The sequence below is a fragment of the Lysinibacillus sp. 10T31 genome (genome assembly GCF_056394365.1).
Window position 1 is genome coordinate 113448 of the sequence record NZ_JBFTHS010000004.1, and the last position, 23797, is coordinate 137244.

The 23797-nt window shown below is 38.0% G+C and carries 28 protein-coding genes; 15 read left to right on the top strand and 13 right to left on the bottom strand.

What is annotated here, in order from left to right; all coding sequences use genetic code 11:
- The first annotated feature begins 153 nt into the window (after nt 1–153).
- From AC1DCY_RS03875 to AC1DCY_RS03885, 3 genes are all read left to right on the top strand, one after another.
- The gene (locus tag AC1DCY_RS03875; RefSeq protein WP_477347604.1) at nt 154–708 is read left to right on the top strand and encodes a hypothetical protein; all 555 of its coding nucleotides are present in this window, start codon (nt 154–156) and stop codon (nt 706–708) included.
- Nucleotides 709–976: 268 nt separating this feature from the next.
- Entirely contained in the window at nt 977–1180 is a 204-nt protein-coding gene (locus AC1DCY_RS03880; protein ID WP_477347606.1) for a hypothetical protein, read from the top strand.
- Between the two features lie 61 nt (nt 1181–1241).
- Nucleotides 1242–1895, top strand: a complete 654-nt coding sequence (locus AC1DCY_RS03885) for an alpha/beta hydrolase (protein WP_477347607.1) — start codon at nt 1242–1244, stop codon at nt 1893–1895.
- Nucleotides 1896–1983: 88 nt separating this feature from the next.
- On the opposite strand, the gene AC1DCY_RS03890 is transcribed toward AC1DCY_RS03885, so the two are convergent.
- Both AC1DCY_RS03890 and proC read right to left on the bottom strand, forming a co-directional pair.
- Nucleotides 1984–2262, bottom strand: a complete 279-nt coding sequence (locus AC1DCY_RS03890) for a hypothetical protein (protein WP_477347609.1) — start codon at nt 2260–2262, stop codon at nt 1984–1986.
- Between the two features lie 251 nt (nt 2263–2513).
- The gene (gene proC / locus AC1DCY_RS03895) at nt 2514–3314 is read right to left on the bottom strand and encodes a pyrroline-5-carboxylate reductase (RefSeq protein WP_477347611.1); all 801 of its coding nucleotides are present in this window, start codon (nt 3312–3314) and stop codon (nt 2514–2516) included.
- A 679-nt stretch (nt 3315–3993) separates the two neighbouring features.
- On the opposite strand from proC, the gene cyoE reads away from it, so the two are divergent.
- Entirely contained in the window at nt 3994–4944 is a 951-nt protein-coding gene (cyoE, locus tag AC1DCY_RS03900; RefSeq protein WP_477347613.1) for a heme o synthase, read from the top strand.
- Nucleotides 4945–4980: 36 nt separating this feature from the next.
- Here the strand turns inward: cyoE and AC1DCY_RS03905 are convergent, their stop codons facing one another.
- From AC1DCY_RS03905 to AC1DCY_RS03925, 5 genes are all read right to left on the bottom strand, one after another.
- Nucleotides 4981–5715, bottom strand: coding sequence for a metallophosphoesterase (locus tag AC1DCY_RS03905; RefSeq protein WP_477347615.1), 735 nt, complete (start codon nt 5713–5715; stop codon nt 4981–4983).
- 467 nt (nt 5716–6182) lie between these two features.
- Nucleotides 6183–6632, bottom strand: coding sequence for a helix-turn-helix transcriptional regulator (locus tag AC1DCY_RS03910; protein WP_477347617.1), 450 nt, complete (start codon nt 6630–6632; stop codon nt 6183–6185).
- A 158-nt stretch (nt 6633–6790) separates the two neighbouring features.
- Entirely contained in the window at nt 6791–7195 is a 405-nt protein-coding gene (locus AC1DCY_RS03915) for a hypothetical protein (RefSeq protein WP_477347619.1), read from the bottom strand.
- Between the two features lie 168 nt (nt 7196–7363).
- Complete coding sequence (locus tag AC1DCY_RS03920) at nt 7364–8692, bottom strand: hemolysin family protein (protein ID WP_477347621.1); 1329 nt, start codon at nt 8690–8692, stop codon at nt 7364–7366.
- Nucleotides 8693–8724: 32 nt separating this feature from the next.
- Nucleotides 8725–9129, bottom strand: a complete 405-nt coding sequence (locus AC1DCY_RS03925; protein ID WP_477347694.1) for a MerR family transcriptional regulator — start codon at nt 9127–9129, stop codon at nt 8725–8727.
- Nucleotides 9130–9504: 375 nt separating this feature from the next.
- Here AC1DCY_RS03925 and AC1DCY_RS03930 point away from each other — a divergent pair, with 375 nt between their 5' ends.
- Nucleotides 9505–9864, top strand: a complete 360-nt coding sequence (locus AC1DCY_RS03930; protein WP_477347623.1) for a hypothetical protein — start codon at nt 9505–9507, stop codon at nt 9862–9864.
- 21 nt (nt 9865–9885) lie between these two features.
- Here AC1DCY_RS03930 and AC1DCY_RS03935 read toward each other — a convergent pair whose 3' ends face one another.
- On the bottom strand, nt 9886–10380 hold the full coding sequence (locus AC1DCY_RS03935; protein WP_477347696.1) for a hypothetical protein: 495 nt from the start codon (nt 10378–10380) through the stop codon (nt 9886–9888).
- A gap of 256 nt (nt 10381–10636) precedes the next feature.
- Here AC1DCY_RS03935 and AC1DCY_RS03940 point away from each other — a divergent pair, with 256 nt between their 5' ends.
- Entirely contained in the window at nt 10637–10765 is a 129-nt protein-coding gene (locus tag AC1DCY_RS03940; protein ID WP_477347625.1) for a hypothetical protein, read from the top strand.
- Nucleotides 10766–11116: 351 nt separating this feature from the next.
- Here AC1DCY_RS03940 and AC1DCY_RS03945 read toward each other — a convergent pair whose 3' ends face one another.
- From AC1DCY_RS03945 to AC1DCY_RS03960, 4 genes are all read right to left on the bottom strand, one after another.
- Nucleotides 11117–11689: a 5' nucleotidase, NT5C type gene (locus AC1DCY_RS03945; protein ID WP_477347627.1), complete on the bottom strand. Its 573-nt coding sequence runs from the start codon at nt 11687–11689 to the stop codon at nt 11117–11119.
- Nucleotides 11690–11701: 12 nt separating this feature from the next.
- Nucleotides 11702–12817, bottom strand: a complete 1116-nt coding sequence (ispG, locus tag AC1DCY_RS03950; protein ID WP_477347629.1) for a flavodoxin-dependent (E)-4-hydroxy-3-methylbut-2-enyl-diphosphate synthase — start codon at nt 12815–12817, stop codon at nt 11702–11704.
- Between the two features lie 95 nt (nt 12818–12912).
- Nucleotides 12913–13257 carry a hypothetical protein gene (locus tag AC1DCY_RS03955; RefSeq protein ID WP_477347631.1) on the bottom strand — a complete coding sequence of 115 codons (345 nt, stop codon included), beginning with the start codon at nt 13255–13257 and terminating at the stop codon, nt 12913–12915.
- A 53-nt stretch (nt 13258–13310) separates the two neighbouring features.
- A complete protein-coding gene (locus tag AC1DCY_RS03960) occupies nt 13311–13829 on the bottom strand; it encodes a DUF1189 family protein (protein WP_477347633.1) in 519 nt (172 codons plus the stop codon).
- 195 nt (nt 13830–14024) lie between these two features.
- Between AC1DCY_RS03960 and AC1DCY_RS03965 the strand changes: the two genes are divergently transcribed.
- From AC1DCY_RS03965 to AC1DCY_RS03985, 5 genes are all read left to right on the top strand, one after another.
- On the top strand, nt 14025–15656 hold the full coding sequence (locus AC1DCY_RS03965) for a Na/Pi cotransporter family protein (RefSeq protein WP_477347635.1): 1632 nt from the start codon (nt 14025–14027) through the stop codon (nt 15654–15656).
- A 212-nt stretch (nt 15657–15868) separates the two neighbouring features.
- Entirely contained in the window at nt 15869–16348 is a 480-nt protein-coding gene (locus AC1DCY_RS03970; RefSeq protein WP_477347637.1) for a DUF456 domain-containing protein, read from the top strand.
- 177 nt (nt 16349–16525) lie between these two features.
- Entirely contained in the window at nt 16526–17131 is a 606-nt protein-coding gene (locus AC1DCY_RS03975) for a superoxide dismutase (RefSeq protein WP_053485466.1), read from the top strand.
- Nucleotides 17132–17396: 265 nt separating this feature from the next.
- Entirely contained in the window at nt 17397–17642 is a 246-nt protein-coding gene (locus AC1DCY_RS03980; protein WP_477347638.1) for a hypothetical protein, read from the top strand.
- A 292-nt stretch (nt 17643–17934) separates the two neighbouring features.
- A complete protein-coding gene (locus tag AC1DCY_RS03985) occupies nt 17935–20139 on the top strand; it encodes a peptidoglycan D,D-transpeptidase FtsI family protein (RefSeq protein WP_477347640.1) in 2205 nt (734 codons plus the stop codon).
- Nucleotides 20140–20272: 133 nt separating this feature from the next.
- On the opposite strand, the gene AC1DCY_RS03990 is transcribed toward AC1DCY_RS03985, so the two are convergent.
- The gene (locus tag AC1DCY_RS03990) at nt 20273–20467 is read right to left on the bottom strand and encodes a hypothetical protein (protein WP_477347641.1); all 195 of its coding nucleotides are present in this window, start codon (nt 20465–20467) and stop codon (nt 20273–20275) included.
- A 103-nt stretch (nt 20468–20570) separates the two neighbouring features.
- On the opposite strand from AC1DCY_RS03990, the gene AC1DCY_RS03995 reads away from it, so the two are divergent.
- The 4 genes from AC1DCY_RS03995 to pstA all read left to right on the top strand — a co-directional run bounded on the left by AC1DCY_RS03995 (nt 20571) and on the right by pstA (nt 23790).
- Nucleotides 20571–20906: a hypothetical protein gene (locus AC1DCY_RS03995; protein WP_477347644.1), complete on the top strand. Its 336-nt coding sequence runs from the start codon at nt 20571–20573 to the stop codon at nt 20904–20906.
- 17 nt (nt 20907–20923) lie between these two features.
- Entirely contained in the window at nt 20924–21898 is a 975-nt protein-coding gene (locus AC1DCY_RS04000; RefSeq protein ID WP_477347646.1) for a PstS family phosphate ABC transporter substrate-binding protein, read from the top strand.
- Nucleotides 21899–21962: 64 nt separating this feature from the next.
- A complete protein-coding gene (pstC, locus tag AC1DCY_RS04005) occupies nt 21963–22910 on the top strand; it encodes a phosphate ABC transporter permease subunit PstC (RefSeq protein ID WP_477347648.1) in 948 nt (315 codons plus the stop codon).
- Between the two features lies 1 nt (nt 22911).
- Nucleotides 22912–23790: a phosphate ABC transporter permease PstA gene (gene pstA, locus AC1DCY_RS04010; RefSeq protein WP_477347650.1), complete on the top strand. Its 879-nt coding sequence runs from the start codon at nt 22912–22914 to the stop codon at nt 23788–23790.
- The last annotated feature ends 7 nt before the right edge of the window (nt 23791–23797 follow it).

Here is a 23797-nt window from a genome sequence, read left to right on the forward strand (position 1 = left end):
ATCCTTGTTTCATCTAATGACGAGGATGTTTTTTGGTTAGCTATGTAAATCTATGACAGCCCGCATTGTACTATGTTACTCGTTTCTTTATATTCTACAATCATGGTATGATAGTGAGGAAATGATTTGTAGAGATAAAGGACGGGTTTTTTCATGGCACAAGAAGTGGCAAATAAATTTATTGAAAATGTATGTAATCATTTAGTGCGCAATATGGATATTACGAAGGTTGAGAAACACTTTAAAGAGGCAATAGAGGTACAGCGTAAATCAGCTCAATCCCAAATCGATTTTTGGGATATGTTAATGATGAATATGCTGTATTTTACTGAAAATGAGCAAGTTTGGGAAAAAGAATTTTTGAAGATGCTCGAAAAGAAAGAGTGGTTAAAGACCACTGTACTAGAAGAAGAGCTATTGATGCATCAAATGCGAATTCGTCAGCAGGTTGCGGAACAAATGGATGCCGCTAAAGAATTGTTTCATAAACAGTATATGACAGACAATGTGACTGAGGAAGATATTGTTTACGATTATGCATATAGCTCTGCTGGACATTCAATGCGCGTAGATTTATTAACGGTACTTGTCTCAACACCAGAGCAATCAAAAGTACTATTTAACGCAGATCCGCAAGAAACGATTCGCATAATTAACGGTTATATTGCTTATCACACTGATGGGCTTATTAATAAAGTGAAACTTTAATCAGTGGGGTTTTATCCTCGCTGATTATTAGTCTTCACTTATTGGGCTTTTACGGGTAGTCAATTTTCTACCTATCTTTTGCTTTCGTTGAATATTGAGGTGGGGGTCTTGTACCTGATGCTACGCTTTCGGCACAGATAAATTACTGCCTGTTAATTCCGGATAAAACAAAATTAATATAGTTTGGCTCATCACTAAAAGTTGGGGTGACATTTGTTAAATGTTTGTCATGTATTTAAGTTGATTGGAGTGGAGACTGGGCGACTCCTTGGGGATTAGCGTCACAGATGAGACCCTGGAGCGAGCCACGCGAGTGAAGCGGCTCATCGGACGCCCCCAGGAAGCTTTGCTCTGTGCGAAAGCGAAGCGTCAGCAACAAATGTTTTCTGTAGCGAAAGCAAAGCGACAGCTACAAAGCGCCCAGCCGGAACGGAAATCAACCGCACGTTATGGTGATGAGCCAATAGTATGATAGCTAATATCTTTTGCAGTATAATAAGGTGACACCAAGTTCACCTGAAAGGAATTTTAATATGAATACACCATTTACATTTAAACATACACAACCAACGAATATGGACCCAAATAGAAAATATCCAGCGATTTTTTTATTGCATGGAATGGGTAGCAATGAAGATGATTTACCACAATTAGTGCAGGACTTTAAAGAGCAATGTCATATCTTTAGTTTACGTGGACCTATTACGCAAAAGCCTGGCTATGCTTTTTTCACAATCCAAGATATCGGTAAACCAGACCGTGAAATTTTCGATAAAGTGTTAGTTGCTTTACAACGATTTGTGCTAGAGGCAATTGATGAATATCAAATTGATCCACATAAAGTGTACATGCTTGGATTTAGTCAAGGAGCCGTTTTGGCACAGTCACTTGCTTTTGCAATGGGTAATTTAATTACAGGAATAGTAGCATTAAGTGGCTATACGCCGAAATTCGTGACAGAGGAATATGCAATTCGCCCAATCAATCACTTACATGCATTTATTTCTCATGGTGATTATGATTATGTCATCCCGTCGCAATGGGGCGTTGAAAGTAAAGAAATATTTGAGCAATTTGGAGCTACTGTGACATTTAAACAGTATCCTGACGGTCACGGTGTTACACCAGAAAATTTACGTGATCTAACTGCATTTTTAGCACAGGAATTACAAGATAATATTCAATAAAAAACAAAATGGTCAAGGAAATCCTTTAAAATGAGTTGATTCGTTCAAGGCTATTCTCCTTTTGGGATATGTTGAGTCGTTCCTGACGCTACGTTAACACTACGCTTTCGCAGAGAAAACATTTGTTGCTGACGCTACGCTTTAATGCAGACAAGACCGTGAAGTTAAAGTTTCGTTTTATCACTATATTATAGTTAAATGACAGTAAGTACATGCTATGTGTAGTAGTTGATTGGAGTGGAGACTGAGCGACTCCTTGGGGATCAGCGATAGGGGAACGAAGGCTAAAACCATCACGTCCTGTGATAACGCCTTCGTGACCAACATCGTGCTGCTGACGCTGCGTTAGCACTACGCTTTCGCGCAAAAAACATCTGTTGGCCCGAGACCCTGGAGCGAGCATCGCGAGTGAAGCGGCTCATCGGACGCCCCCAGGAAGCTTTGCTCTGTGCGAAAGCGAAGCGTCAGCAACAAAGCGCTCAGTCGGAACGGAAATCAACTCCTCACTTTGCCGAAGAGCTATAACTTTATTTAAAATTACTCATTAAACAAAATGAAAACCGAGACATGAAGGATGTCTCGGTTTTCATTTTTAATCTTTAGTAGATCAATCAAGAGCTATTTTGATAAGCTTCGATCTTTGTCAGTCACGGCAGCTACTGCATCGTGAATCGTTGTTTCAAAATGATTGCTTTGTAATGAGGATACACCTTGAATAGTTGTCCCTCCCGGTGAACATACCTGATCTACAAGTGCCCAGGGATGTTCCTGAGATTGTATAATCATTTTTGCACTGCCGAGTACTGCATTTGCCGCAATATCAAGCGCCATGCTTTTTGGCATCCCTTCACGTACAGCAGCACGCGCTAAAGCGTCAATATACATATAGGTGAATGCTGGTGAAGCACCACCAATCGTTGTAAATATGGAAAATAAATGTTCAGGTACCTCGATTATTGTGCCAACTGTTTCAAACAGTGAAATGACATGCTGAAGCTGGACATCTGATACTGGTTCACTCGCTATAAAGCAGCTTGTGGAGGCACCTATAAGCGCATTAATGTTTGGCATTACACGAATAATAGGGGTAACTTCAGATAGATAACCTTGAAAATATGAAATATTTTTACCTGCGGCAATGGAAACAATGACATGGTTGTCTTGTAAATGCTTTTTCACCTCTGGTAAAACATCTGGTAACATTTGGGGTTTAACACCGAGGATAATGACGTCACAATTTGACATAATATCTTCAATAGAGCTTGCGGCTTGAATACCGTAAGAGTTTGCTAATTTTGTTGTTTTGGCTTTGGTACGATTATAGCCATAAATAAAAGTAGGATCAAAATCTCCGCTTTTACACATTCCTTTAATAATGGCTGTTGTCATATTTCCAAGGCCGATAAATCCGTATTTCACGTGGTAGACACTCCTTCATATAGTTAAAACATACACCTTAGTATAGAGTAGATTGTTTTCCTTGAATAGTAATATGCAAAGAATCAAGCCAATTAGGTTCAAATTCACGTCAGTCGGTGGTATCATAGAAGATGTTGTGAATGAACGTGTATCTCAATTTTTATTAGGTAAAATATAAAGAGTAAGAAAATCATGTACTTTATGTGAACATTGAGACAGACTCTATCTAAAAGAGGTAGAATAATAATTTGATATGTCTCATTTTTTTAGCGAATTTTTTTGTAGCGAAAGCAACGCGTCAGCTACAGAAGTCAACCATCTTATAGATGGTGATGAATGCGGGTGTAAGCTACTTGGCAAAGAATGTGCCAACATCCGCTGAAATAGAGGAACTCAGTCTAAGAACGCCACGTCCTGTGGCAACGACTGAGTGACCAACATTACGTTGGCCCAATGCCTCCGGCGGATGTCACGGAATCGGAAAGGAGTTCTTTAAAGGATGTTAGCCTAAAATCATCGCATCCATGCGATAACGGCTAACTGACCTGCATCCTGCAGGCCTAAGCACAAAGCCGATTCCGGACGCAATTATGCCGAGGCATAATTGATTGCATGCAAAATTTGTCGCTTTCTAATGGTAAAGCGTGTAGAAATTAAGAGAGAAAAGGAATTAAGATGAATGGAACAAAATCTAAAAACGGAGCAAAAACTACATTCTTCCAAGAAGTCATTGGAGAAGTCCTCACGCTCTTCTATTTTAGCGCAGACAGTAAAAACAGGAATCATTAAATCCAATTTAATTCCTATGTGGGCTGGTTTAACGCTAGGTATGTACAAAAATAAAATGACTTTTGTAGAGAATATACCTGAAATTATTTTCGCGACGATTGGCTCTGCACTTGTTATTGGTGCTGCTGGTGCATTTAATAATGTGTATGATCGCGACATTGATGCTGTAATGCCTCGTACGCAAAGTCGACCAACTGTAACAGGTGAAATGTCAGCTAAATCAGCGTTAATTTTAGCTTTTGCCATGCTCATTATCGGGGCATCTGTGTTGGCACTTGCTTCACCATTAGCTGCAGCATTTGGTCTTTTAGGGGTGTTTTTATATGTAGTACCCTATACGATGTGGACAAAACGACATACGATTTATAACACGGAAGTTGGGAGTATAGGAGGGGCGATTCCAGCGTACATTGGTTGGGCAGCTGTTTCTTATGATATTACACATCCTGCGATACTTGGCCTATTTTTGGTTATGGTCATTTGGCAGATGCCCCATTTCTATGCCATTGCCATTCGTAAGCATGCTGATTACGAAGCTGCCAGCGTTCCAATGCTTCCGGTTGTAAAAGGGATGCGTCGTACTTATTATCAAACGAACTTTTATTTAATCTTATTAATCTTATCCAGCTTCTTATTTGGCACTTTAAGTGTTGGTATTATGCTTGTTGCTCTATTGCTAAGCATTGCATGGCTTGTGATGAGTATTTACGGTTACCACAGTAATAAAGATCAAATAAAATGGGCAACAAAAATGTTTGTTTTCTCACTTATCCATATGACAATTTTATTTACAACTGTTATTGTGTACTCTTTAGTAGGTGTTATTTTTAAATTGTATTAAATCTTTTATCTTCATTCAGCACAAAAAGCCAACAGGTTATTCTACACTTGTTGGCTTTTCCTTTTCTACCGAGATTATTTGACGACTTGGCCATTCAAATGCGTGTAACTGACCTCCAAAAACAGCTCCACCATCTATACCAATGATATTATTTTCGCCAAAATAGACACTGTAATCTGTTGGATTTTGGTGAAGTCTATAGGTAGGTGTATGGCCAAAGATTACAGTTTTCTCGCCTTGATAACCTACATGAAATTCTTCACGAATCCATAAAAATTGCATGGGATCTGTTTCTGCCAAAGCTACTCCAGGAACAACACCGCCATGTACAAAAATGGCATCCTCTATTTCGATGTAAGTATCAAAGGTTTCGATAAGCTGTAAATGTTCTTCGAGCTTTGGTAAGGTCTGAATAAAGTTAGGTAATGTCTCATTTTCAATGACTTCCTTAAAATCGTCTAAATGATAACCATAGCTTGCAAGTGTTGCCTCGCCACCGCAAAGTTCCACCCAATGATTCCACGGCTTAGGATGACCAGAGCGACAGGCTTTTAGCATAATGGCTTCATGATTACCTAATAGAACACGTGCACCTTTTGCATGCAATTCTCCCACTAAGTTTAAAACGCCACAAGATGCAGGTCCTCGATCAATATAATCGCCAAGTAAAAATAACTGATCTTGCGTAGTATCATAATTTGTTTTTAATAATAATTCTTCAAAAAGTTCTAATTCCCCATGTATATCACTAATTGCTAATATTCGATCCATAAAGAAGCATCCTTTCCAGTATTAGAGAAGCTATTGTTAAGTATAGAGAATAGTGTTACAAATTTCGACTAATGTAACTTTTAACCAAAAATTTGATGGGAATGTTATCATTCCATACTATCGTTTTCTAGTTACACTTTATCCTATGAAGAAGTGACTCCGTTTCCGTATTCATTTGTCTATAGTGTTGGATAGCGTAGGGAGAGAATTGAAAATGCATTGCTGTCATTTCCGTATCTTCATTTATAGGAATTTTGATAAATGCATGAAAAGACCTAGGGTGTGAGAGAAAATATTAAAGAAAGTAGAGTAGAGGAAATCAAAAAGACAAATGTAGAAAAAGAGTGCTATCACTCGCATATCGTCAGCGTTTACAAAGGCTCTTTCTGATTCTAGTACTTCTTGCACATAACTTAGAAGTATTTGGATGCGATGCTTCTACGTTATGTGCAAGTACAGTACCTTAATTATTCTTGAAACTTTTCCCATTCTTGTTTAGCTATTGACTCTTCGAATGTTGATAGTAGTCGATAGTTATTCGTATCTAAAATTCGAAAATGTTGACTAATGACGTTTTGTTGTAGACGATAACCTTTGTGCTCGCTAAGATTTTTCCACCATATGTATCCACCCATCGTCTTTTCCTTAGGGTGTAATGTTCCGTTATTAGCGATTAAGTCGACAACCTCAAGTGGATCCCCGCCAAGCTCATGCTGTAAAATTGAGCTTTCTCGGAATAATGCACAAACCGCAACCGTTGTAGTCCAACCAGTATAAATACGACCTTTTTCAATTTGAACAAGTGTTTTTTTAGAGAGTCCTAGTAAATCACTCATCTGATCCTGTGTTAAATCTTTTTCAGTACGGATTAATTTCAGTTTTTCTGAAATAAGTGTGATTAATTGTTCACGATTCATCCAAAACACCCTTTCTTCCAGATAGATAAATACTATTATACATGAAAGTGGTATGAGATGTTTTCTGTTTCGTGACAACTGTGGTGAAAGTACTGAATATTTGTAATGTAAAAAACAGACTGTCCCGCAATCTATTTATTAGACAGTCTGTTAGATTTTTAAATCTCGTATTTTTTTGTGTCAGAAATAACGCGGAAATGGATACCTTTAATTTGAGCGCTTACTTTATGTCGTAGTGTATCAATATCTACTAGTTCATCATTATCATTGACACATTCTGCAATCTCTTGTAATAGCTTTGTAAATGCCTCTTTGAAGAGGGAACGCATATTATCAAAATCTAAGCTACGGAAGCTTCCGTCAATATCAAATGCCTCCACAGAATTTAATTGCTTTGAAGCACCAGCAAAGCGATCATCGTACACTGTGTAGTTTTCATCTGTTACTACGATAATATATAATACTTCACCTGTAATTGTTTTTAATTCAATGTTAGTTTTGTGTTTTTTGACGTCGGTAATGATATGAATACCGTCCGAATGATATAGTTTAAACAATTTCATATGTAATGCCCCCTGAAAATAGAATCATATCCATATATTTATTATATATGGATATGCCTAATAATGGAATAAGAAGAAAGTATTTAGGGAAACCAGATTATCCCTAATTAAATGATACTTGTAAAGCCAAAATTGTTATACGCTATTTAGAAAACCGTATCAGTCAGATTATGCTTCTAAAACAGTAGGTAAAATATTACGAAGGGGACGGACCTCGATGTAATGAATCCGATGGCCTTGCTGCTCATAAATACTAAATATATATGGCGCCAGCTCAATATTTTTAGTTGCTTTAATACCATTATTTAATGTTAAAAACCAACCGCCTAGTGTTTCAACTTCTTCTGCTTCAAGTGTAACATTTAAAAGTTTTTCAACATCTTCAATGAGCATTTTTGCGTTTAAAATATAGTGATCGTCGCTTACTTTTCGGATTTCTGCAATTTCATCATCGTCAAACTCATCGCGAATCTCACCTACAATTTCTTCTAAAATATCCTCGACTGTTACAAGCCCTGATGTCCCGCCGTATTCATCCATTAAAATGGCCATATGAATTCGCTCTTTTTGCATACGCACAAGTAATTCTTGAATAGGAATCGTTTCAATTACTCGTATAACAGGATTAATGAAATCTTTAAGGATTAAGGAATCGTCTGTAAGCTGCTCAAGCAAACCGTGTGTAAACAATTCCTTAACGTTGACAAAGCCCAAAATATTATCACGATCACCATCATAAACAGGATAACGAGTATATTTTTCAGCGGCGATAAAATGAATCATATTTGTAAAAGATTCATTTTTTTCAATTCCAACAATCTCTGTTCGAGGAACCATAATTTCGCGAGCAATACGTTCATCAAATTCAAAGACATTATTCACAAACTTTAGCTCTGTTTTATTGATTTCACCACTTTCAAAGCTTTCAGATAGCAGTAATCGTAATTCTTCCTCTGTATGTGATAATTCATGCTCTGAAGCAGGCTTCATACCAAATAGGCCAATTAATACTCGAGCTGAGCCGTTCAAGAACCAGATAAATGGATACATCACTTTATAGAACAGCATAATAGGCTTGGCAAAAAGGAGTGTGATCGTTTCAGCCTTTTGAATCGCAGCAGTTTTTGGTGCCAACTCCCCGACAACAACATGTAAAAATGTTGCAATGGCAAAAGCACTACCAATTGTAAAGATTGTCATATATTTATCTGAAATGCCAATCAAGCTAAAAAGAGGGTGTAGCATAAATTCAAAGGTTTTTTCACCGACCATCCCGATACCAAGCGCTGTTACAGTAATACCAAGCTGACAGGCAGATAAGTATTCGTCTAAATGATTGACAACATACTTTGCAGAAATGGCTTTTTTATTGCCCTCCGCAATTAATTGGTCAAGCCTTGAGGAACGTACTTTTACAATAGCAAATTCCGTTGCCACGAAAAAGCCAGTTAAAGCTAATAAAATGGTAAAAATCGATAAGTTGAGTATGGTCTCCAAATAGTCGTTCTGTATGAACAGAACGTCACCTCCTAATTATGAATAAGTAAAAGTAAAGACTGCATGAGTGCAATACTTTCGGGAGAAACATTTTTTTTAATCTTTGCAATATTTTTATTGTCTTGTTTGTTTATTTGTTCAAGTAGAAAAGTTACATCCTGCTCTAAGTCTTGCTTTTTTACACGTAGCATTTGTACATCGATTTCTTCATGCGGAGTGATGTTTAGTTCATATTGTATATCTATGAGTGAAAGACCTTGCTGTTTGCGTTGCTCAATAAAATGAAGTCGTTCAATCATTGCAGGGGCATAGTAGCGATAATTGGATGCAGAACGTTCTGCTTCTAATAAGCCAATGTTTGTATAATAATCGATTGTTCTTTTTGTAATGCTTGTTTTTTCTGCAAGCTCGCCAATTTTTAATCTCTCTGTCCCAATGCAAACACCTCCAAACCATCACGTGATACTTTGATTATAACTTGCTGGTTTGGTTGGTTTCAAATAAGAGAGTCCAATATTTCGAAATTGTAAGATTTCTCTGGGGGAGGGGCTTATTTGTAAGTGAACAAAAAAATAGCTTTCCTAACAAATAAAATGTTAGAAAAGCTGTATCCATGAAACTAATAAGTCAATGAAAATGTCCGGTTAAACAAAATATGTCTCTTCGGCAAAACGAGGGCAGGGGGTGATTTCTGTTCTTGTGTACAGCTTTCCGTTAATGATGTTTTCGTTTTATCTCTATAGATAAGAGTAACATGTTAAAAGAAATATGCTATGTGAAGTAGTTGATCTTCGTTACGACTGGGCGACTCCTTGGGGATCGGCGATAGGGGAAGGAAGGCTAAAACCATCACGTCCTGTGATAACGCCTTCGTGACCAACATCCTGTCGCTGCCGCTACGTTACACTACGCTTTCGCACAAAAAACATCTGTTGCCCCAAGCGGCTCATCGGACGCCCCCCAGGAAGCTTTGCTCTGTGGGAAAGCGAAGCGACAGCAACAAATGTTTTATCTGCGCGAAAGCGAAGCGTCAGCGACAAATGTTTTATCTGCGCGAAAGCAAAGCGACAGCGACAAATGTTTTATCTGTGCGAAAGCGAAGCGACAGCAACAAAGCGCCCAGTCGGAACGGAAATCAACCCCACGTTTTGCCGAAGAGCTATACATTATAAAATTGTTTAAAAATAGAAAAGCTACAAAGTTTCTTTTTGTAAATATGTATCATATAGGTGATAAAGTGCATCTTCGCCAGTCATTTCTAGAATCGTTTCGTCATTAAAAATAAGTGTTACATTTGTGAGGGCGCTATCAATTTTATTGTTCTTAATAGTGCACGTAACCTTTACTACACCTGTTTCTGCTAGTTGTTTTTTCATCGTATCATCCCATGGTTGCTCAGAAAATAGTGGTGCTTGCCATGTACCTCTCACATGAAGCTCACTTTTTTCATCGTCATAATCCCAGCGTACGTCACGTAAAATAGTTTTAAACAGGTTATTAACCGTAAAAGATGTATCTTTATAGTTAATGGCAATTGCTCGTATAGCATGTACATCACGATCAACTGCACTGGCTGCAGTTTCTGCTGCTGAATTTATGCCTGAAACCGCGTCTTTAATTTCAGATAATCGATCACCACAGCCAGCTAGCGGCGCACAAAGACATGTTATACAAGCTACCTTTGTCATCCATCTCACAAGTAGTCCCTCCAGTATTGCAAATTGTTACTACTATATTAACGAAAAGAAAACTACGAAGAAAGGGCATGAAGGCGGCAGTTTGTGACGGTTTTGCAACGATGCGACCTCTACTAGAATGTTCGAGAAATTGGAAGTTTGAGTATCTGAAAATTTAGTTAATTTATCTTCGTTCAGCAAATGTTTTTGTAACGGCAGCTACAATTACGCCAAGGCGAAATTGATAAAATAAAAGGAGCGGTTTGTGATGAAGATTAATGATGAATTACTTGAGCGATTAGGAACTTATTTCGTGTACCATGCTGTTTATGAAAATTATGGAATTACCTTTGAGAATTTCGTGGAGCGTTGGTTACGAGGGATACTTGATATATAAAAGAAGAGTCGTGTTCAATGTATGAACACGACTCCGTTAACTTATTTCAGCAAAAGTCTCTCACCTTTATAGGTGGTGAGATGAATGCCGTTTTAAGTTTTTTTTAGCAGGTGTACAAACATCCGCTGAAAGAAGTTAAAGCCTCCGGCGGATGTCACGGAAATCGGAAAGGAGTGCTTAGGGGATGTTAGCCTAAAACCATCGCATCCATGCGATAACGGCTAACTGACCTGCATCGGTAAAAACGCCACGTCCTGTGGCATTACCGAAATGACCGACATCCTGTCGGCCCTCGTGCAGGCCTAAGCACAAAGCCGATTCCGGACGCAATTATGCCGAGGCATAATTGATTTATTTAAAATAGTTTGTGATAAATTGGTTGGCTTCTTGCCAGTTATAAACGCGTACGACATTGTCCGGAACAGCAAGACGATTATACGGAGTGTCAAATAATACAACCGGTATTTTTAATTCCTCCGCAAGCATGACCGCATTATCGTGTTTATCTTCAAAGAATGCCTCAACACTATGTTTTTTTGCTACGGAAACCTTATCGTGACTACCTATGAGCTCGATATGATCGTACGGAATAGACTGTGAGTTAAACCAATTTACCGTAACATCTGATACATTCTCACCACGAGCAGAGATGTAATAAAGTTCGTAGTTTTCTTTCCACGTATTTAAAATATCTTTCGCATCTTTAGCTGCTTCAGATACTTCATACATAAATGGCTCATTTTCTTTAAACCATGTATTAAATGCTACACGATCAACAGGGTGGGGAAAAGCTGATAAAAAATCATATTCGCACACATCGTCAAGTGTAATATTTACATTGTATTGTTTATTGATATGTGGAATAAGTGTACTAGGACATGTCACTGTTCCATCGATATCAATACCAAAGCGTGGCTTTTTCATGCTAGCACCTCCTTAGGCGTTCGCTTTTTCTGCTTCTTCAGCTGCACGTTTTTCTACCATTTCAGCTGCTAATTTATCGATTTCTTTTTTCAACTCTTCTACCATTGTTTCTTCAGGCACTTTACGAACTGTTTTACCCTTCATAAATAGTAAACCTTCACCACGAGCACCAGCAATGCCGATATCGGCTTCACGTGCTTCGCCAGGACCGTTTACCGCACAACCAAGAACAGCTACTTTTAACGGTACATTAAGTTTAGAAATATATTCTTCTACCTCATTGGCAATTGAAATTAAATCAATTTCGATACGACCACATGTTGGGCAAGAAATAAGTGTTGCCATATTAGAAGCAAGACCGAATGATTTTAATAGTTCACGTGCTACTTTAACCTCTTCAACAGGGTCTGCAGATAGTGAAATACGTAATGTATTACCAATACCTTTTGAAAGGATTGCGCCAAGGCCAGCCGCTGATTTTACTGTACCAGCAAATAATGTACCTGATTCAGTAATTCCTAAATGTAGAGGATAATCAAAGGCTTTAGACGCTTTTTCATAGGCCTCAATCGCTAAATTTACGTCTGATGCCTTCATGGATACGATAATATCGTGGAAGTCCAAGTCTTCCAAAATTTTAATATGGTGAAGGGCAGATTCTACCATACCATCTGCAGTAGGGTAACCATATTTTTCTAAAATATGACGCTCTAATGAACCAGCGTTTACCCCGATACGGATTGGAATACCTTTAGCCTTAGCTGCATTAACAACAGCTTCAACTTTTTCCTTACGCCCAATATTACCTGGGTTAATACGAACTTTATCGATACCATTTTCAATTGCTTTTAACGCTAATTTATAGTCAAAGTGAATATCAGCTACTAATGGAATATTGATACGTTTCTTAATTTCTGCAATCGCATCAGCTGCACGCTCATCTGGTACTGCGACACGAACAATTTGACATCCTGCTTCCTCAAGACGAAGAATTTCTGCTACTGTTGCTTCGACATCATGTGTTTTTGTTGTACACATACTTTGAATGAATAATTCATTACTACCACCAATTGTTAAGTTACCGACACGCACGGGACGTGTATTTGTACGGTGACAAATTTCAGTCATTAACTTTCTCTCCTTTTCGGGCCATACTTTCGACCGTCACTGACATTTATTTTAGCAGTGTAGGAAAATAAGGACAAGGAAGAAACGCTAACTTTTCATTTTCCACAATTGTTTTCAAATTCAAACGACAGAGGAAGCTTAATATTTTCACCAGGAACAAGAGCCTGTAATTGTAAGTGTGGATTTAATTCATAAAATAGTTGTAAACGTTCAGGAAAGGTCATTGGTACTTTGGCGGGATGCAGTGCAAATAAACTGTGAATAGTATCGCCTTGAATAGTCTGTACAGTGATATAGTTTGGTTCTCGCTGCTGCTCACAAAGGGCGTTTTTAGTATCTTTCGGATAAATGGCAGCAAGGTGTAATGAACCTTCTGTCAAATCTACTTTCGCAACAAAAGCAAAAATAATGATGATAGCTGTTAACACAAAAGCACGCAAAAAATCCCCTCCTTTTCTAACACTATATTTAGAAGAGGAGGGAATCATGCATATTATTTTGTGATTGGTTGTTTTGGATATTTTGTGATGGCTACGATTAGTAGAGTTACAGTTAAAAATAAAGAGAAAACAGAGATAATTGTGCTGTTAATCGGTAGATAATCTGATAGCATACTTATTAGAATTGCCCAAGTCATGGCAAATGTCGTAGTACGCCAAATGTGACGGTATTCTCCGCGACGCTTCATGACTTGTAAGATCAGTAGACCTGCTAAGGCATAGAGAGCAATTTGTGCAAAAATAAGCATCGTAGTAAAAACAAAAAGCATGATGAATGTCACGGGATACAATACCCATTTAACGCCTTCTATGTATTCAGTTAGACCATTTAAACTATTCATATCCAATGTATCAACAGACATTCCTGCCGTAAAACGACCAAAAGAGAAAACTGTAACAACAGTAATTAGAAGAAAGGTATATTGAATGACTTTTCCGATAGGTAATAAACGATAGGCAGCAAGTTTTTTTGGATGAATTAAGCTATCGATAAATAGTTGTGAGTGTTTCATATGCATATCTCCTCCAATCGCTATTTTACCATGTTCAACTTTGACAAGATATGAAATTAGAAATAATAACTGAGAATACGATAATGAAATGTTAATATTGTGTAAAGAAGTTAAAGGTTTTCTTTACTTTTTCTATACTATCCTTTAAAGATTAGGAATAGAGAAGTAGAGATGTAGGAATTGGAGCGAATACAATTGACAATAGATTGGCAAAGCATACTGTTTCAATTTTTAGGCGGTTTAGGAGTCTTTTTATTTTCCATAAAATTTATGGGGGATGGGCTGCAAAAATCATCAGATGATCGACTGCGTGAATGGTTGAATCGTTTTACAACAAATCCTTTAATGGGAGTGCTAGTGGGCATAATTGTAACGATTTGTATCCAGTCGAGCTCTGCAACAACGGTGATTACGGTTGGGCTAGTGAGTGCAGGTTTTTTAACATTACGTCAAGCAATCGGTGTCATTATGGGGGCAAATATTGGGACGACCATAACCGCCTTTATTATTGGCATTAATATCGGCATATATTTTTATCCATTATTGGCGATTGGTGCTGGATTGTTATTTTTCTTTAAGAAAGCAACATATCAGTATATCGGGCAAATATTATTTGGCTTTGGGGGATTATTTTTAGGATTAGAGCTAATGAGTGCAAGCATGCAGTCACTTCATCAATTAGCGGACCTAACATCATTAACGCTTCATCTAAGGGATCAGCCCATTGTAGGAATTTTTCTAGGAACAGTTTTTACATTGCTTGTCCAAAGTTCAACAGCAACTGTTGGTGTGCTACAGGGCTTATATGCTGAGCATTTAATTGGCTTAGATAGTGCTTTACCTATTTTATTTGGTGAAAATATAGGCACGACCATTACGGCAGTTTTAGCTACACTTGGTGCTTCTATATACGCTAAACGTGCGGCGGCAGCCCATGTACTATTTAATATTATAGGTACGATCATTTTCATGGTGTTCTTTACACCCTTTATGCATTACGTTCAGTGGATTAGTGGGCTATTCCATTTAGAAGCGAAAATGCAAATAGCGATAGCGCATGGCTCATTTAACATAATTAATATGTTGATTCAGCTTCCATTTATTGGAGCATTGGCTGCGCTTGTCACGAAGCTAGTTCCTGGGCATGATGGAAATATTGATGTGACAACGAAGCATTTAGATCCATCATTCATTGATTCCTCTCCGGCAATTGCACTTGGGCAAGCGAAAGAGGAAGTGTTACGTATGGGGGAACATGCACTTCATGGTTTAGAAGAAACATTTTTATATATGAAAACAGGTGAAGCTGCTCATATTCCTACAGTTTTACAATTAGAAGTAGCACTCAATCATTTAGACAAGGAAATCACGAATTATTTAGTGATGGTGTCTAAGCAGCCACTTTCTCGAGCAGACTCAGTAAGACACCATACACTTCTAACAAATGTTCGAGACATTGAACGTATTGGCGATCATTTTGAAAATATTTTAGAGCTTTTACAATATAAAGATCATCATGAGGTAAGTTTAAGTAAGTCAGCGCGACAAGATTTAATAGGCATGTTTAGCTTGGCTATTGAAGCTGTACGAAAGAGTATTGCGGCTCTGGATACAGCTAGTTTGAGCTTGGCACAGGAAGTAACTGAACTCGAAAGCTTGATAGATGATATGGAAGATAAGCTAAGACAAAAGCATATTGCGCGTTTAAATACAAATGAATGTAATGGAGCGGCAGGAATCGTCTATACGGATATCGTTAGCAATTTAGAGCGTATAGGAGATCATGCTGTAAATATAGCTGACTCTATTTTAGGGATTCGAAATTAAATGAACGAAACTTTTAGCTTAGTGAATCCGTATGAAAGGCAATGCATGATCAGGCTGGTTGAGTAGGAACAAGGATTTATTTGCTAGTTTTGAGCTATGTATGCTCATTTTTAGCTGATTGTAGCCGAAGAAGTGGCTCAGCTCACGATAGTAGAATAGATTATCTTCTTCTGATTAACTAACCTGATGCTCAACAAAAGGAGAGAATTTTTATGGAAGTTGTTGGCTGGATCTTAGTGATTGCCTGCTTTATCATTTCATTTGTTGGATTGGTATACCCGATAATTCCAGGTGTGATTTTTTTAATCGGTGGTTTTTTAGTATATGGATTATTTTTTTCATTTACGGAGCTAAGCTGGTGGTTCTGGGCGAGTGAAATTATATTTGTTGTCATTTTATTTGTTGCTGATTCTGTAGCCAATGCCTTTGGTATTAAAAAATTTGGTGGTTCAAATGCTGGTATGTGGGGCAGTACCATTGGTTTATTAATTGGTCCGTTCGTCATTCCGGTTGTAGGTATATTAGTCGGCCCATTTTTAGGAGCTGTGATTGGAGAGTTAATCGTAGAGCGTCGTACATTTGGAGAGGCTGTGAAAAGCGGGATTGGATCTCTCGTTGGCTTCTTGGCATCAACACTTTCAAAAGCAGTGATTCAAATCGTCATGATCGTTGTGTTCTTTATAGCGATATGATTTTCTTTCATACAAAGTTTAGCGATTTAAAAAACAGGGTAGGATAGTAATCGTATTGGTTTTTCAGTCAAAAGGCTGAAATCTTCAATTTGAAGTATTTTTCGTTGAATGGTTTGACCAATTTTGATAATCTATGAATGTACTAATTATTTCTTTACTTTAGGGAGGAACTTAACAATGGCTTACGAATTACCACAATTAACTTACGCTTATGACGCATTAGAACCACATATCGATGCAAAAACAATGGAAATTCACCATTCTAAACACCACAATACTTATGTAACAAACTTAAACGCAGCAGTAGAAGGCACTGAATTTGCTGAAAAAGACATTAACGATCTTATCGCAAACATTGATGCTCTTCCAGCTGACAAACAAACTGCTGTACGTAACAACGGTGGCGGACATGCTAACCATACATTATTCTGGGAATTAATCGCTCCAGGCGGTTCAAAAACTCCAGTTGGCGAAGTTGCAAAAGCAATCGATGCGAAATTCGGTTCTTTCGATGCATTCAAAGAAGAATTTGCAAAAGCTGCTACAACTCGCTTCGGTTCAGGTTGGGCTTGGTTAATCGTTGATGGTGACTCAGTTGCTGTTACATCTACTCCAAACCAAGACTCTCCAGTTATGGAAGGTAAAACTCCAGTCCTAGGTTTAGACGTTTGGGAGCATGCTTACTACTTAAACTACCAAAACCGTCGTCCAGATTACATCGGTGCATTTTGGAACGTAGTAAACTGGGATGTAGTGGAAGCTAAATTCCAAGCTGCAAAATAATTACTGTTTATTAGAAGGCTATGCCAAAGGTGATTACTCGCCAAGGCATAGCCTTTTTTGCTTTCTATTTAGGTTCTATAATGTTTGAGGTATCCAATACAATTCAAAGTGGAGAAGAATGCACCAACACGTCGGAGAGAAATTTACTGTCTGTTGGGCTGAAAAAGGGGGAAGCAGGATCGTTTGGGGAAGCTTCACATTGTGCCTCACCCTCCCAATATTTAACTTCTTTCAGCGGAAGTCTCCCGCATCTATAGGTGGTGTGATGAATGCGGTTTTAAGTTACTTTTCAGCGGGTGTCCAAACATCCCCTGAAATAGAGGAACTCAGTTTAAGAACGCCACGTCCTGTGGCAATTTATCTGTGCGAAAGCGAAGCGGCAGCAACACGGTTTTATCTGTGCGAAAGCGAAGCGGCAGCAACACGGTTTTATCTGTGCGAAAGCGAAGCGGCAGCAACACGGTTTTATCTGTGCGAAAGCGAAGCGGCAGCAACAACAACACACGACTGAGTGACCAACATAATGCTGGCCTAAAGCCTCTGGCGGATGTCACGGAAATCGGGAAGGAGTGCTTTGTGCAAACACAAAGCCGATTACGGACGCAATTATGCCGAGGCATAATTGATTGTTAAAACTATTTTTCAAGCAATCGATAAAAAACAGAAACTTTTCATCTTAAAGTGCCGTCAAATAAATGATGTTTTCAATTATAAATTCTCAAGTGCATGCTTTCCTGTCGTACCTTCGAATGGTATACTAAATATCGTGTATTTAAATTGTAATTAGATGAGGAGGAATACATATGCGCAAAGCACCGGGAAAAAATCGCGCGACGAGTGTTAAAGCAAAACATCACTCTAATTTAACATTTCGTATGAATGTCCTTTTCTTTGCTATATTTATCGTATTTTCGATGCTAATTTTTAGGCTAGGCTATATGCAAATCGTAAAAGGGGAAGATTATGTACGCGATTTAGAGCGTAAAGAGGAAGTAGCTGTCAATACAAGTGTGCCAAGGGGACGAATGTATGATCGATACGGGCGAATTTTAGTGGATAACCAACCAGAAAATGCCATTACGTATACGAAAATGCCATCGACAAAAACGGACGAAATGCTAGACATAGCAGAAAAGCTGTCACAATTGATTGAGCAGCCAACAAACCGTGTCACTTTACGTGATAAACAGGATTTTTGGATGCTAAAAAATCATGACGCTGCCTATGCAAAGGTAACAGAGAAAGAACAAAAGAAAATTAGAGCACAAGAAAATGTATCGGAAAGTCAAATCAATGCACAGATAGATAAGCTTGTTCGTGAACGAATCACGAACGAAGAATTGTTGCAATTGACAGAACATGACTTAGAAGTATTAGCAATCTATCGAGAGATGGTATCAGGCTACAGTTTATCACCACAAATTATTAAGAGTGAAAATGTGTCTGCGGATGAATTTGCACGTGTCTCTGAGCGTTTAACTCAACTACCAGGCGTGAACACAACAACTGACTGGAAGCGTTTAAAATTATCAACACTTGGTATTTTAGGACGTACAACAGTACCAACAAAAGGGATTCCAAAAGAAAAGCTGAATTATTATTTAGCTCGTGATTATTCACGAAATGACCGTGTTGGTGAAAGTTATATAGAAGCACAATATGAAGATTTACTGCAAGGACAAAAATCAGTTGTTAAAAATATTACGAATAAAAAAGGGCAGGTAGTTGATACCGTTACTACCTTTGAAGGTGAGCCAGGTAAAGATTTAAAACTTACAATTGATAGTGAACTACAATTAGAAACAGAAAAAATTGTCGAGCGAGAATTGCTTAAATTAAAATCCCAAGGTGGTTCGTATTTACTTGATCGTGCCTTTTTAGTCATGATGGACCCAAATACAGGCGATGTTTTATCAATGGTCGGTAAGAAGATTGAGAAAAATCCTGAAACAGGGAAAAATGAAGTAGTCGATTATTCATATGGTACCTTTACAACAGCTTATGAGGCAGGTTCTGCAGTGAAGGCAGCAACTCTCCTTACTGGTTATAATCAAGGAGTTGTTTCAATGGGTACCACAATGGGAGATGAACCAATTGTATTAGCAGGGACATCTCCAAAAACTTCAATTTTCAACAGAAATGGTTATATTTCGCTGAATGACTTAACTGCTCTAGAACGTTCGTCAAATGTTTATATGTTTAAAATTGCAATGCTTATTAATGGAACACCGTATAGCTATGGGATGCCACTTCGTTTAAAAGACGATACATTCCCTAAAATGCGTAATAATTATGCGCAATTTGGCTTAGGTGTAAAAACAGGTATTGATTTACCGAATGAATTTAGTGGTGTAGAGGGTCCATCTGGTCCAACGATGGGTGGTAAAACACTCGACTTAGCGATTGGACAATATGATACGTACACGCCTTTACAATTGGCGCAGTATATCTCGACAATCGCTAATGGTGGTTATCGTATTAAGCCCCATGTTGTGAAAGAGGTACGTGAGCCATCAAATGATGGGCAACAGTTAGGTCAATTAGTGACTGAAATAGGGCCAACAATTTTAAATCGTATCGATAATCCTACAGAAGAAATTGATTGGATAAAAAAAGGATTACGCCTAGTTTATACAGGTTCGCAAGGTACTGCGCGAGCTCAATTTGCAAATGCACCGTATACAGCGGCAGGAAAAACAGGTACTGCTCAGGTAGTATATTATGGACCTTTAAAAGAGTATAATGGTACGGATACACTTACCTTTACTCATGTTGGTTTTGCTCCTTATGAAAATCCTGAAATTGCCTATGCAGTTGTCATTCCATGGGCAACGACTAACACAGGTGCGCATTTAACGAATAATAATGTTATTGCTAGAGAAGCTGTAGATAAATATTTTGAGTTAAAAGCAAAATACGAAGCTGAAAAAGTGACTGACAGTAACGTAAAACAGCCAATTTTACCAGCTATTACACAAGACAAAATTGGTGAAGATGAGCAAAAATAAGAAAAACCGCTAGTGCATTTCTATGCCTAGCGGTTTTTTTACAGTTTCAGAGTATTATTGAATACCCACGAAAAAACACGGTATGAAGATCAACATTTTCATACCGTGTTTTATTTGTTTTATAAATGTCTTATTAGACAGATAATTGTTGAATAGCTATTTCAAATTGTTGTTTCGGTTTTAATCCATAAAGCTCTATATTATTACAGAAATAAGACTCTACCATAAAATCAACGGCTTCCGGTAAAGTAAATTCCCGATGTTCCATAACAAGTGTTAAATACGTTTTAAAGTAATCAGCATTTTGTACTTTTGCATGCTTTATCACAAAGTAAAACTCCTCATAGATTATTTCCTGACACAATTGCTTATTATAGCATTTTTCCAAAATGAAGCAAGTTTTATCTTCATTTAGAAGAGGACTCCTATCTTTGAATGAGGGAGATGAATTTAATGTGGTCCAATTTCAATGGGGGGCCAAACCCCTACTGAAATATAGGAACTCAGGTATCTGTGGGAAAGCGAAGCGTCTGCGGCAAGTGTTTTCTGTAGCGAAAGCGAGGCGACAGCTACATTGTTTTTCTGTGCGAAAGCGAAGCGACAGCTACAATTGCGCTAAGGCGAAAATGATTGCAATTGTAAATTCATCTTTACAATCATTTACAAAGCATTACAATCATTTACGACTCTTTTACGAACTGTTTATACGACTTCAACATTCAGTCATTATAGTAAAGATTGTAAGACAAACAACTATAAAATGTTAATGACGGAGGCAAATGAGATGAAAAAGTGGAAGTACTTAACGATGACAGCGGTAATGGGGTCAGCATTAATGCTTGGGGCATGTGGTAGCGACTCTGCACAAAAAGGTAACAATGCAGAAACAAACGCACCATCTAGCACAGGACAAAACGCTGCTGACGAAAAACTGCAAGGGACTGTAACGGGAGATGGTTCGTCAACAGTTGCACCAATTATTGAAGCAGTTGTAGAAAAGTATGCTGGGACTCAACCAGATGTCAAAGTATCGGTAGGTATTTCTGGTACAGGTGGTGGTTTTGAAAAATTCATCGCAGGTGAGACAGATTTTTCGGACGCATCTCGTAGTATAAAAGATGAAGAGAAAGCGAAACTTGAAAAAGCAGGAATTGCTTATACAGAGCTTCCTTTAGCATATGACGGTATATCAGTAGTTGTGAATCCTGAAAATGATTGGGCAAAGGATTTAACAGTTGAGCAATTAAAGAAAATTTGGATGGAAGATGGTAAAGAAAAAAAATGGTCTGACATTGATCCATCATGGCCAAACGAAAAAATCGTGTATTACGCAAAACCTACAGTATCAGGGACGTTTGATTACTTTGATGAAGTTATTTTAGACGGCGCTGATCTAGCAAAGTCAGCAACATTATCAGAGGATGATAATATCCTTGTGCAAGGTGTTGCAGCTGACAAAAATGCAATTGGTTTCTTTGGCTACGCTTATTATCTAGAAAATAAAGATAAATTAGGGGTTGTAAAAGTGGATGGCGTTGAGCCAAATAATAAAACAATTGAATCAGGTGAATACAAACCACTTTCTCGACCATTATTCGTATATGTAAAAAATAGTGTTATAAAAGAGAGCGATGCGGCATATGATTTCATGAAATTTACACTTGAAAACGCAGGAGAAATGGCAGATGCAGTAGGTTATGTCAGTCTACCTGAAGATAAGTATGCAGAGGCTTTAAAAACTTTAGAAGGCTTAAAATAAGTAGACATGCATAGAGGGAAAGAGATGTATGCTCTTTCCCTCTCTTATTTGAAAGGAGTTCCCAATGGTTTCTCAAAAAGAAAACAAGACATCATCTGTGCAGCAATTAATTGCAAAATCGCGCAATCATAAAACTAAGAAAATAGTGGAAAAAGCCATGCCAGCTCTATTATTTTCTGCAGCTCTTATCTCCATATTGACGACATTTGGCATTGTTTTCACCCTTATTTTTGAAACGTTTGAATTCTTTAAACGTGTTTCGATTACGGATTTCCTATTTGGTACACAGTGGCTACCGTTTTCAGGAAAGGAACCGTTATTTGGGATTTTACCACTAATCGCTGGAACGATGAAAATCACGCTAATTGCTGCGGTAGTAGCGGTACCATTTGGAATTGGTTCAGCAATTTATTTAAGTGAGTATGCAAGTGAAAAAACAAGACGTATTGTTAAACCTGTTTTAGAGGTTTTAGCTGGGATACCAACCATCGTTTATGGTTTCTTTGCATTAACATTTGTGACACCATTATTACAAGAAATTATTCCAGGATTGAAACTTTTTAATGCAATAAGTCCAGGGATTGTTGTTGGGATTATGATTTTACCGATGATTACGTCACTTTCAGAGGATGCGATGTCATCTGTTCCGAATAGTATGCGTGAAGGGGCTTTAGCTCTTGGGGCAACGAAGTTTGAAGTATCTATTAAAGTAGTTTTACCAGCTGCATTATCAGGTATTGTCGCTTCGGTTGTTCTCGCTATTTCCCGGGCAATTGGAGAAACAATGATTGTATCACTTGCTGGTGGATCTACACCTAAATTTGATTTCAATGTGACAGACTCGATTCAAACAATGACTGCCTATATTGTACAAGTTTCAACAGGTGATGCTGGTTATGGTACGACGATCTATTACTCTCTTTATGCAGTTGGATTCACATTATTTATCTTTACATTAGTGATGAATTTAGTTGCTCACTATATTTCGAAACGCTTCAGGGAGGTTTACTAACATGCGCTATATTGATGACACGGTCGTCATGAAACGAATGACAAAGCGTATTACTTTCAATAAAGTCTGGAAAGCTTTATTTTTCCTAGCAACTGCCTTTGCATTAGTGACATTAGCAATTTTGCTTTATCGTATTGTGACACAAGGCATCGACTCTTTATCGATGGACTTTTTAACAAATTTTGCATCGCGTTTTGCAGATAAAGCGGGGATCAAGACAGCTTTAGTAGGTTCTCTGTGGCTGATGGCAGTTGTTGCTCCAGTGTCCATTATTTTAGGTGTAGGGACTGCAATCTATTTAGAGGAATATGCAAAGAAAAATAAACTAAATGACTTTATTCGTATGAATATCTCTAACCTATCAGGTGTACCTTCCATTGTTTTTGGTTTACTTGGGTTAACAATTTTCGTTCGAATGATGGGACTAGGAAAAAGTGTTTTAGCAGCCGGCTTAACAATGAGTTTATTAATTTTACCAGTTATTATTGTTGCGGCACAGGAGGCCATTCGTGCAGTACCAAATGAGCAACGAGAAGCTTCATATGGTATGGGTGCAACGAAGTGGCAAACGATTATGCATGTTGTACTACCAGCAGCCATCCCTGGGATTGTAACAGGAAGCATATTAGCACTGTCTCGTGCTATTGGGGAAACAGCACCACTTGTTGTTATTGGGGTCCCTGTTATTTTACAGTTTTTACCGAATGGTTTATTGAGTCAATTCACCGCTTTACCAATGCAAATTTATGATTGGGCAAAGCGTCCGCAAGAGGCATTTCAAAGTGTAGCTGCGGCTGGTATTTTAGTGCTTATGATAGTACTTTTACTGATGAATTCTATTGCCATCTTTATTCGAAATAAATTCCAAAAACGTTATTAATGAGGTG

Bases quoted from the DNA above. Each gene is read 5' to 3' on its own strand.
- AC1DCY_RS04000 (WP_477347646.1), top strand. From the start codon at position 20,924: ATGAAAAAGTGGAAGTACTTAACGATGACAGCGGTAATGGGGTCAGCA.
- AC1DCY_RS03945 (WP_477347627.1), bottom strand. From the start codon at position 11,689: ATGAAAAAGCCACGCTTTGGTATTGATATCGATGGAACAGTGACATGT.
- AC1DCY_RS03975 (WP_053485466.1), top strand. From the start codon at position 16,526: ATGGCTTACGAATTACCACAATTAACTTACGCTTATGACGCATTAGAA.
- cyoE (WP_477347613.1), top strand. From the start codon at position 3,994: ATGGAACAAAATCTAAAAACGGAGCAAAAACTACATTCTTCCAAGAAG.
- AC1DCY_RS03910 (WP_477347617.1), bottom strand. From the start codon at position 6,632: ATGAATCGTGAACAATTAATCACACTTATTTCAGAAAAACTGAAATTA.
- AC1DCY_RS03940 (WP_477347625.1), top strand. From the start codon at position 10,637: ATGAAGATTAATGATGAATTACTTGAGCGATTAGGAACTTATTTCGTG.
- AC1DCY_RS03915 (WP_477347619.1), bottom strand. From the start codon at position 7,195: ATGAAATTGTTTAAACTATATCATTCGGACGGTATTCATATCATTACC.
- AC1DCY_RS03885 (WP_477347607.1), top strand. From the start codon at position 1,242: ATGAATACACCATTTACATTTAAACATACACAACCAACGAATATGGAC.
- AC1DCY_RS03960 (WP_477347633.1), bottom strand. From the start codon at position 13,829: ATGAAACACTCACAACTATTTATCGATAGCTTAATTCATCCAAAAAAA.
- AC1DCY_RS03935 (WP_477347696.1), bottom strand. From the start codon at position 10,380: ATGACAAAGGTAGCTTGTATAACATGTCTTTGTGCGCCGCTAGCTGGC.
- pstC (WP_477347648.1), top strand. From the start codon at position 21,963: ATGGTTTCTCAAAAAGAAAACAAGACATCATCTGTGCAGCAATTAATT.
- AC1DCY_RS03875 (WP_477347604.1), top strand. From the start codon at position 154: ATGGCACAAGAAGTGGCAAATAAATTTATTGAAAATGTATGTAATCAT.
- AC1DCY_RS03970 (WP_477347637.1), top strand. From the start codon at position 15,869: ATGGAAGTTGTTGGCTGGATCTTAGTGATTGCCTGCTTTATCATTTCA.
- AC1DCY_RS03980 (WP_477347638.1), top strand. From the start codon at position 17,397: ATGAATGCGGTTTTAAGTTACTTTTCAGCGGGTGTCCAAACATCCCCT.
- AC1DCY_RS03985 (WP_477347640.1), top strand. From the start codon at position 17,935: ATGCGCAAAGCACCGGGAAAAAATCGCGCGACGAGTGTTAAAGCAAAA.
- ispG (WP_477347629.1), bottom strand. From the start codon at position 12,817: ATGACTGAAATTTGTCACCGTACAAATACACGTCCCGTGCGTGTCGGT.
- pstA (WP_477347650.1), top strand. From the start codon at position 22,912: ATGCGCTATATTGATGACACGGTCGTCATGAAACGAATGACAAAGCGT.
- AC1DCY_RS03905 (WP_477347615.1), bottom strand. From the start codon at position 5,715: ATGGATCGAATATTAGCAATTAGTGATATACATGGGGAATTAGAACTT.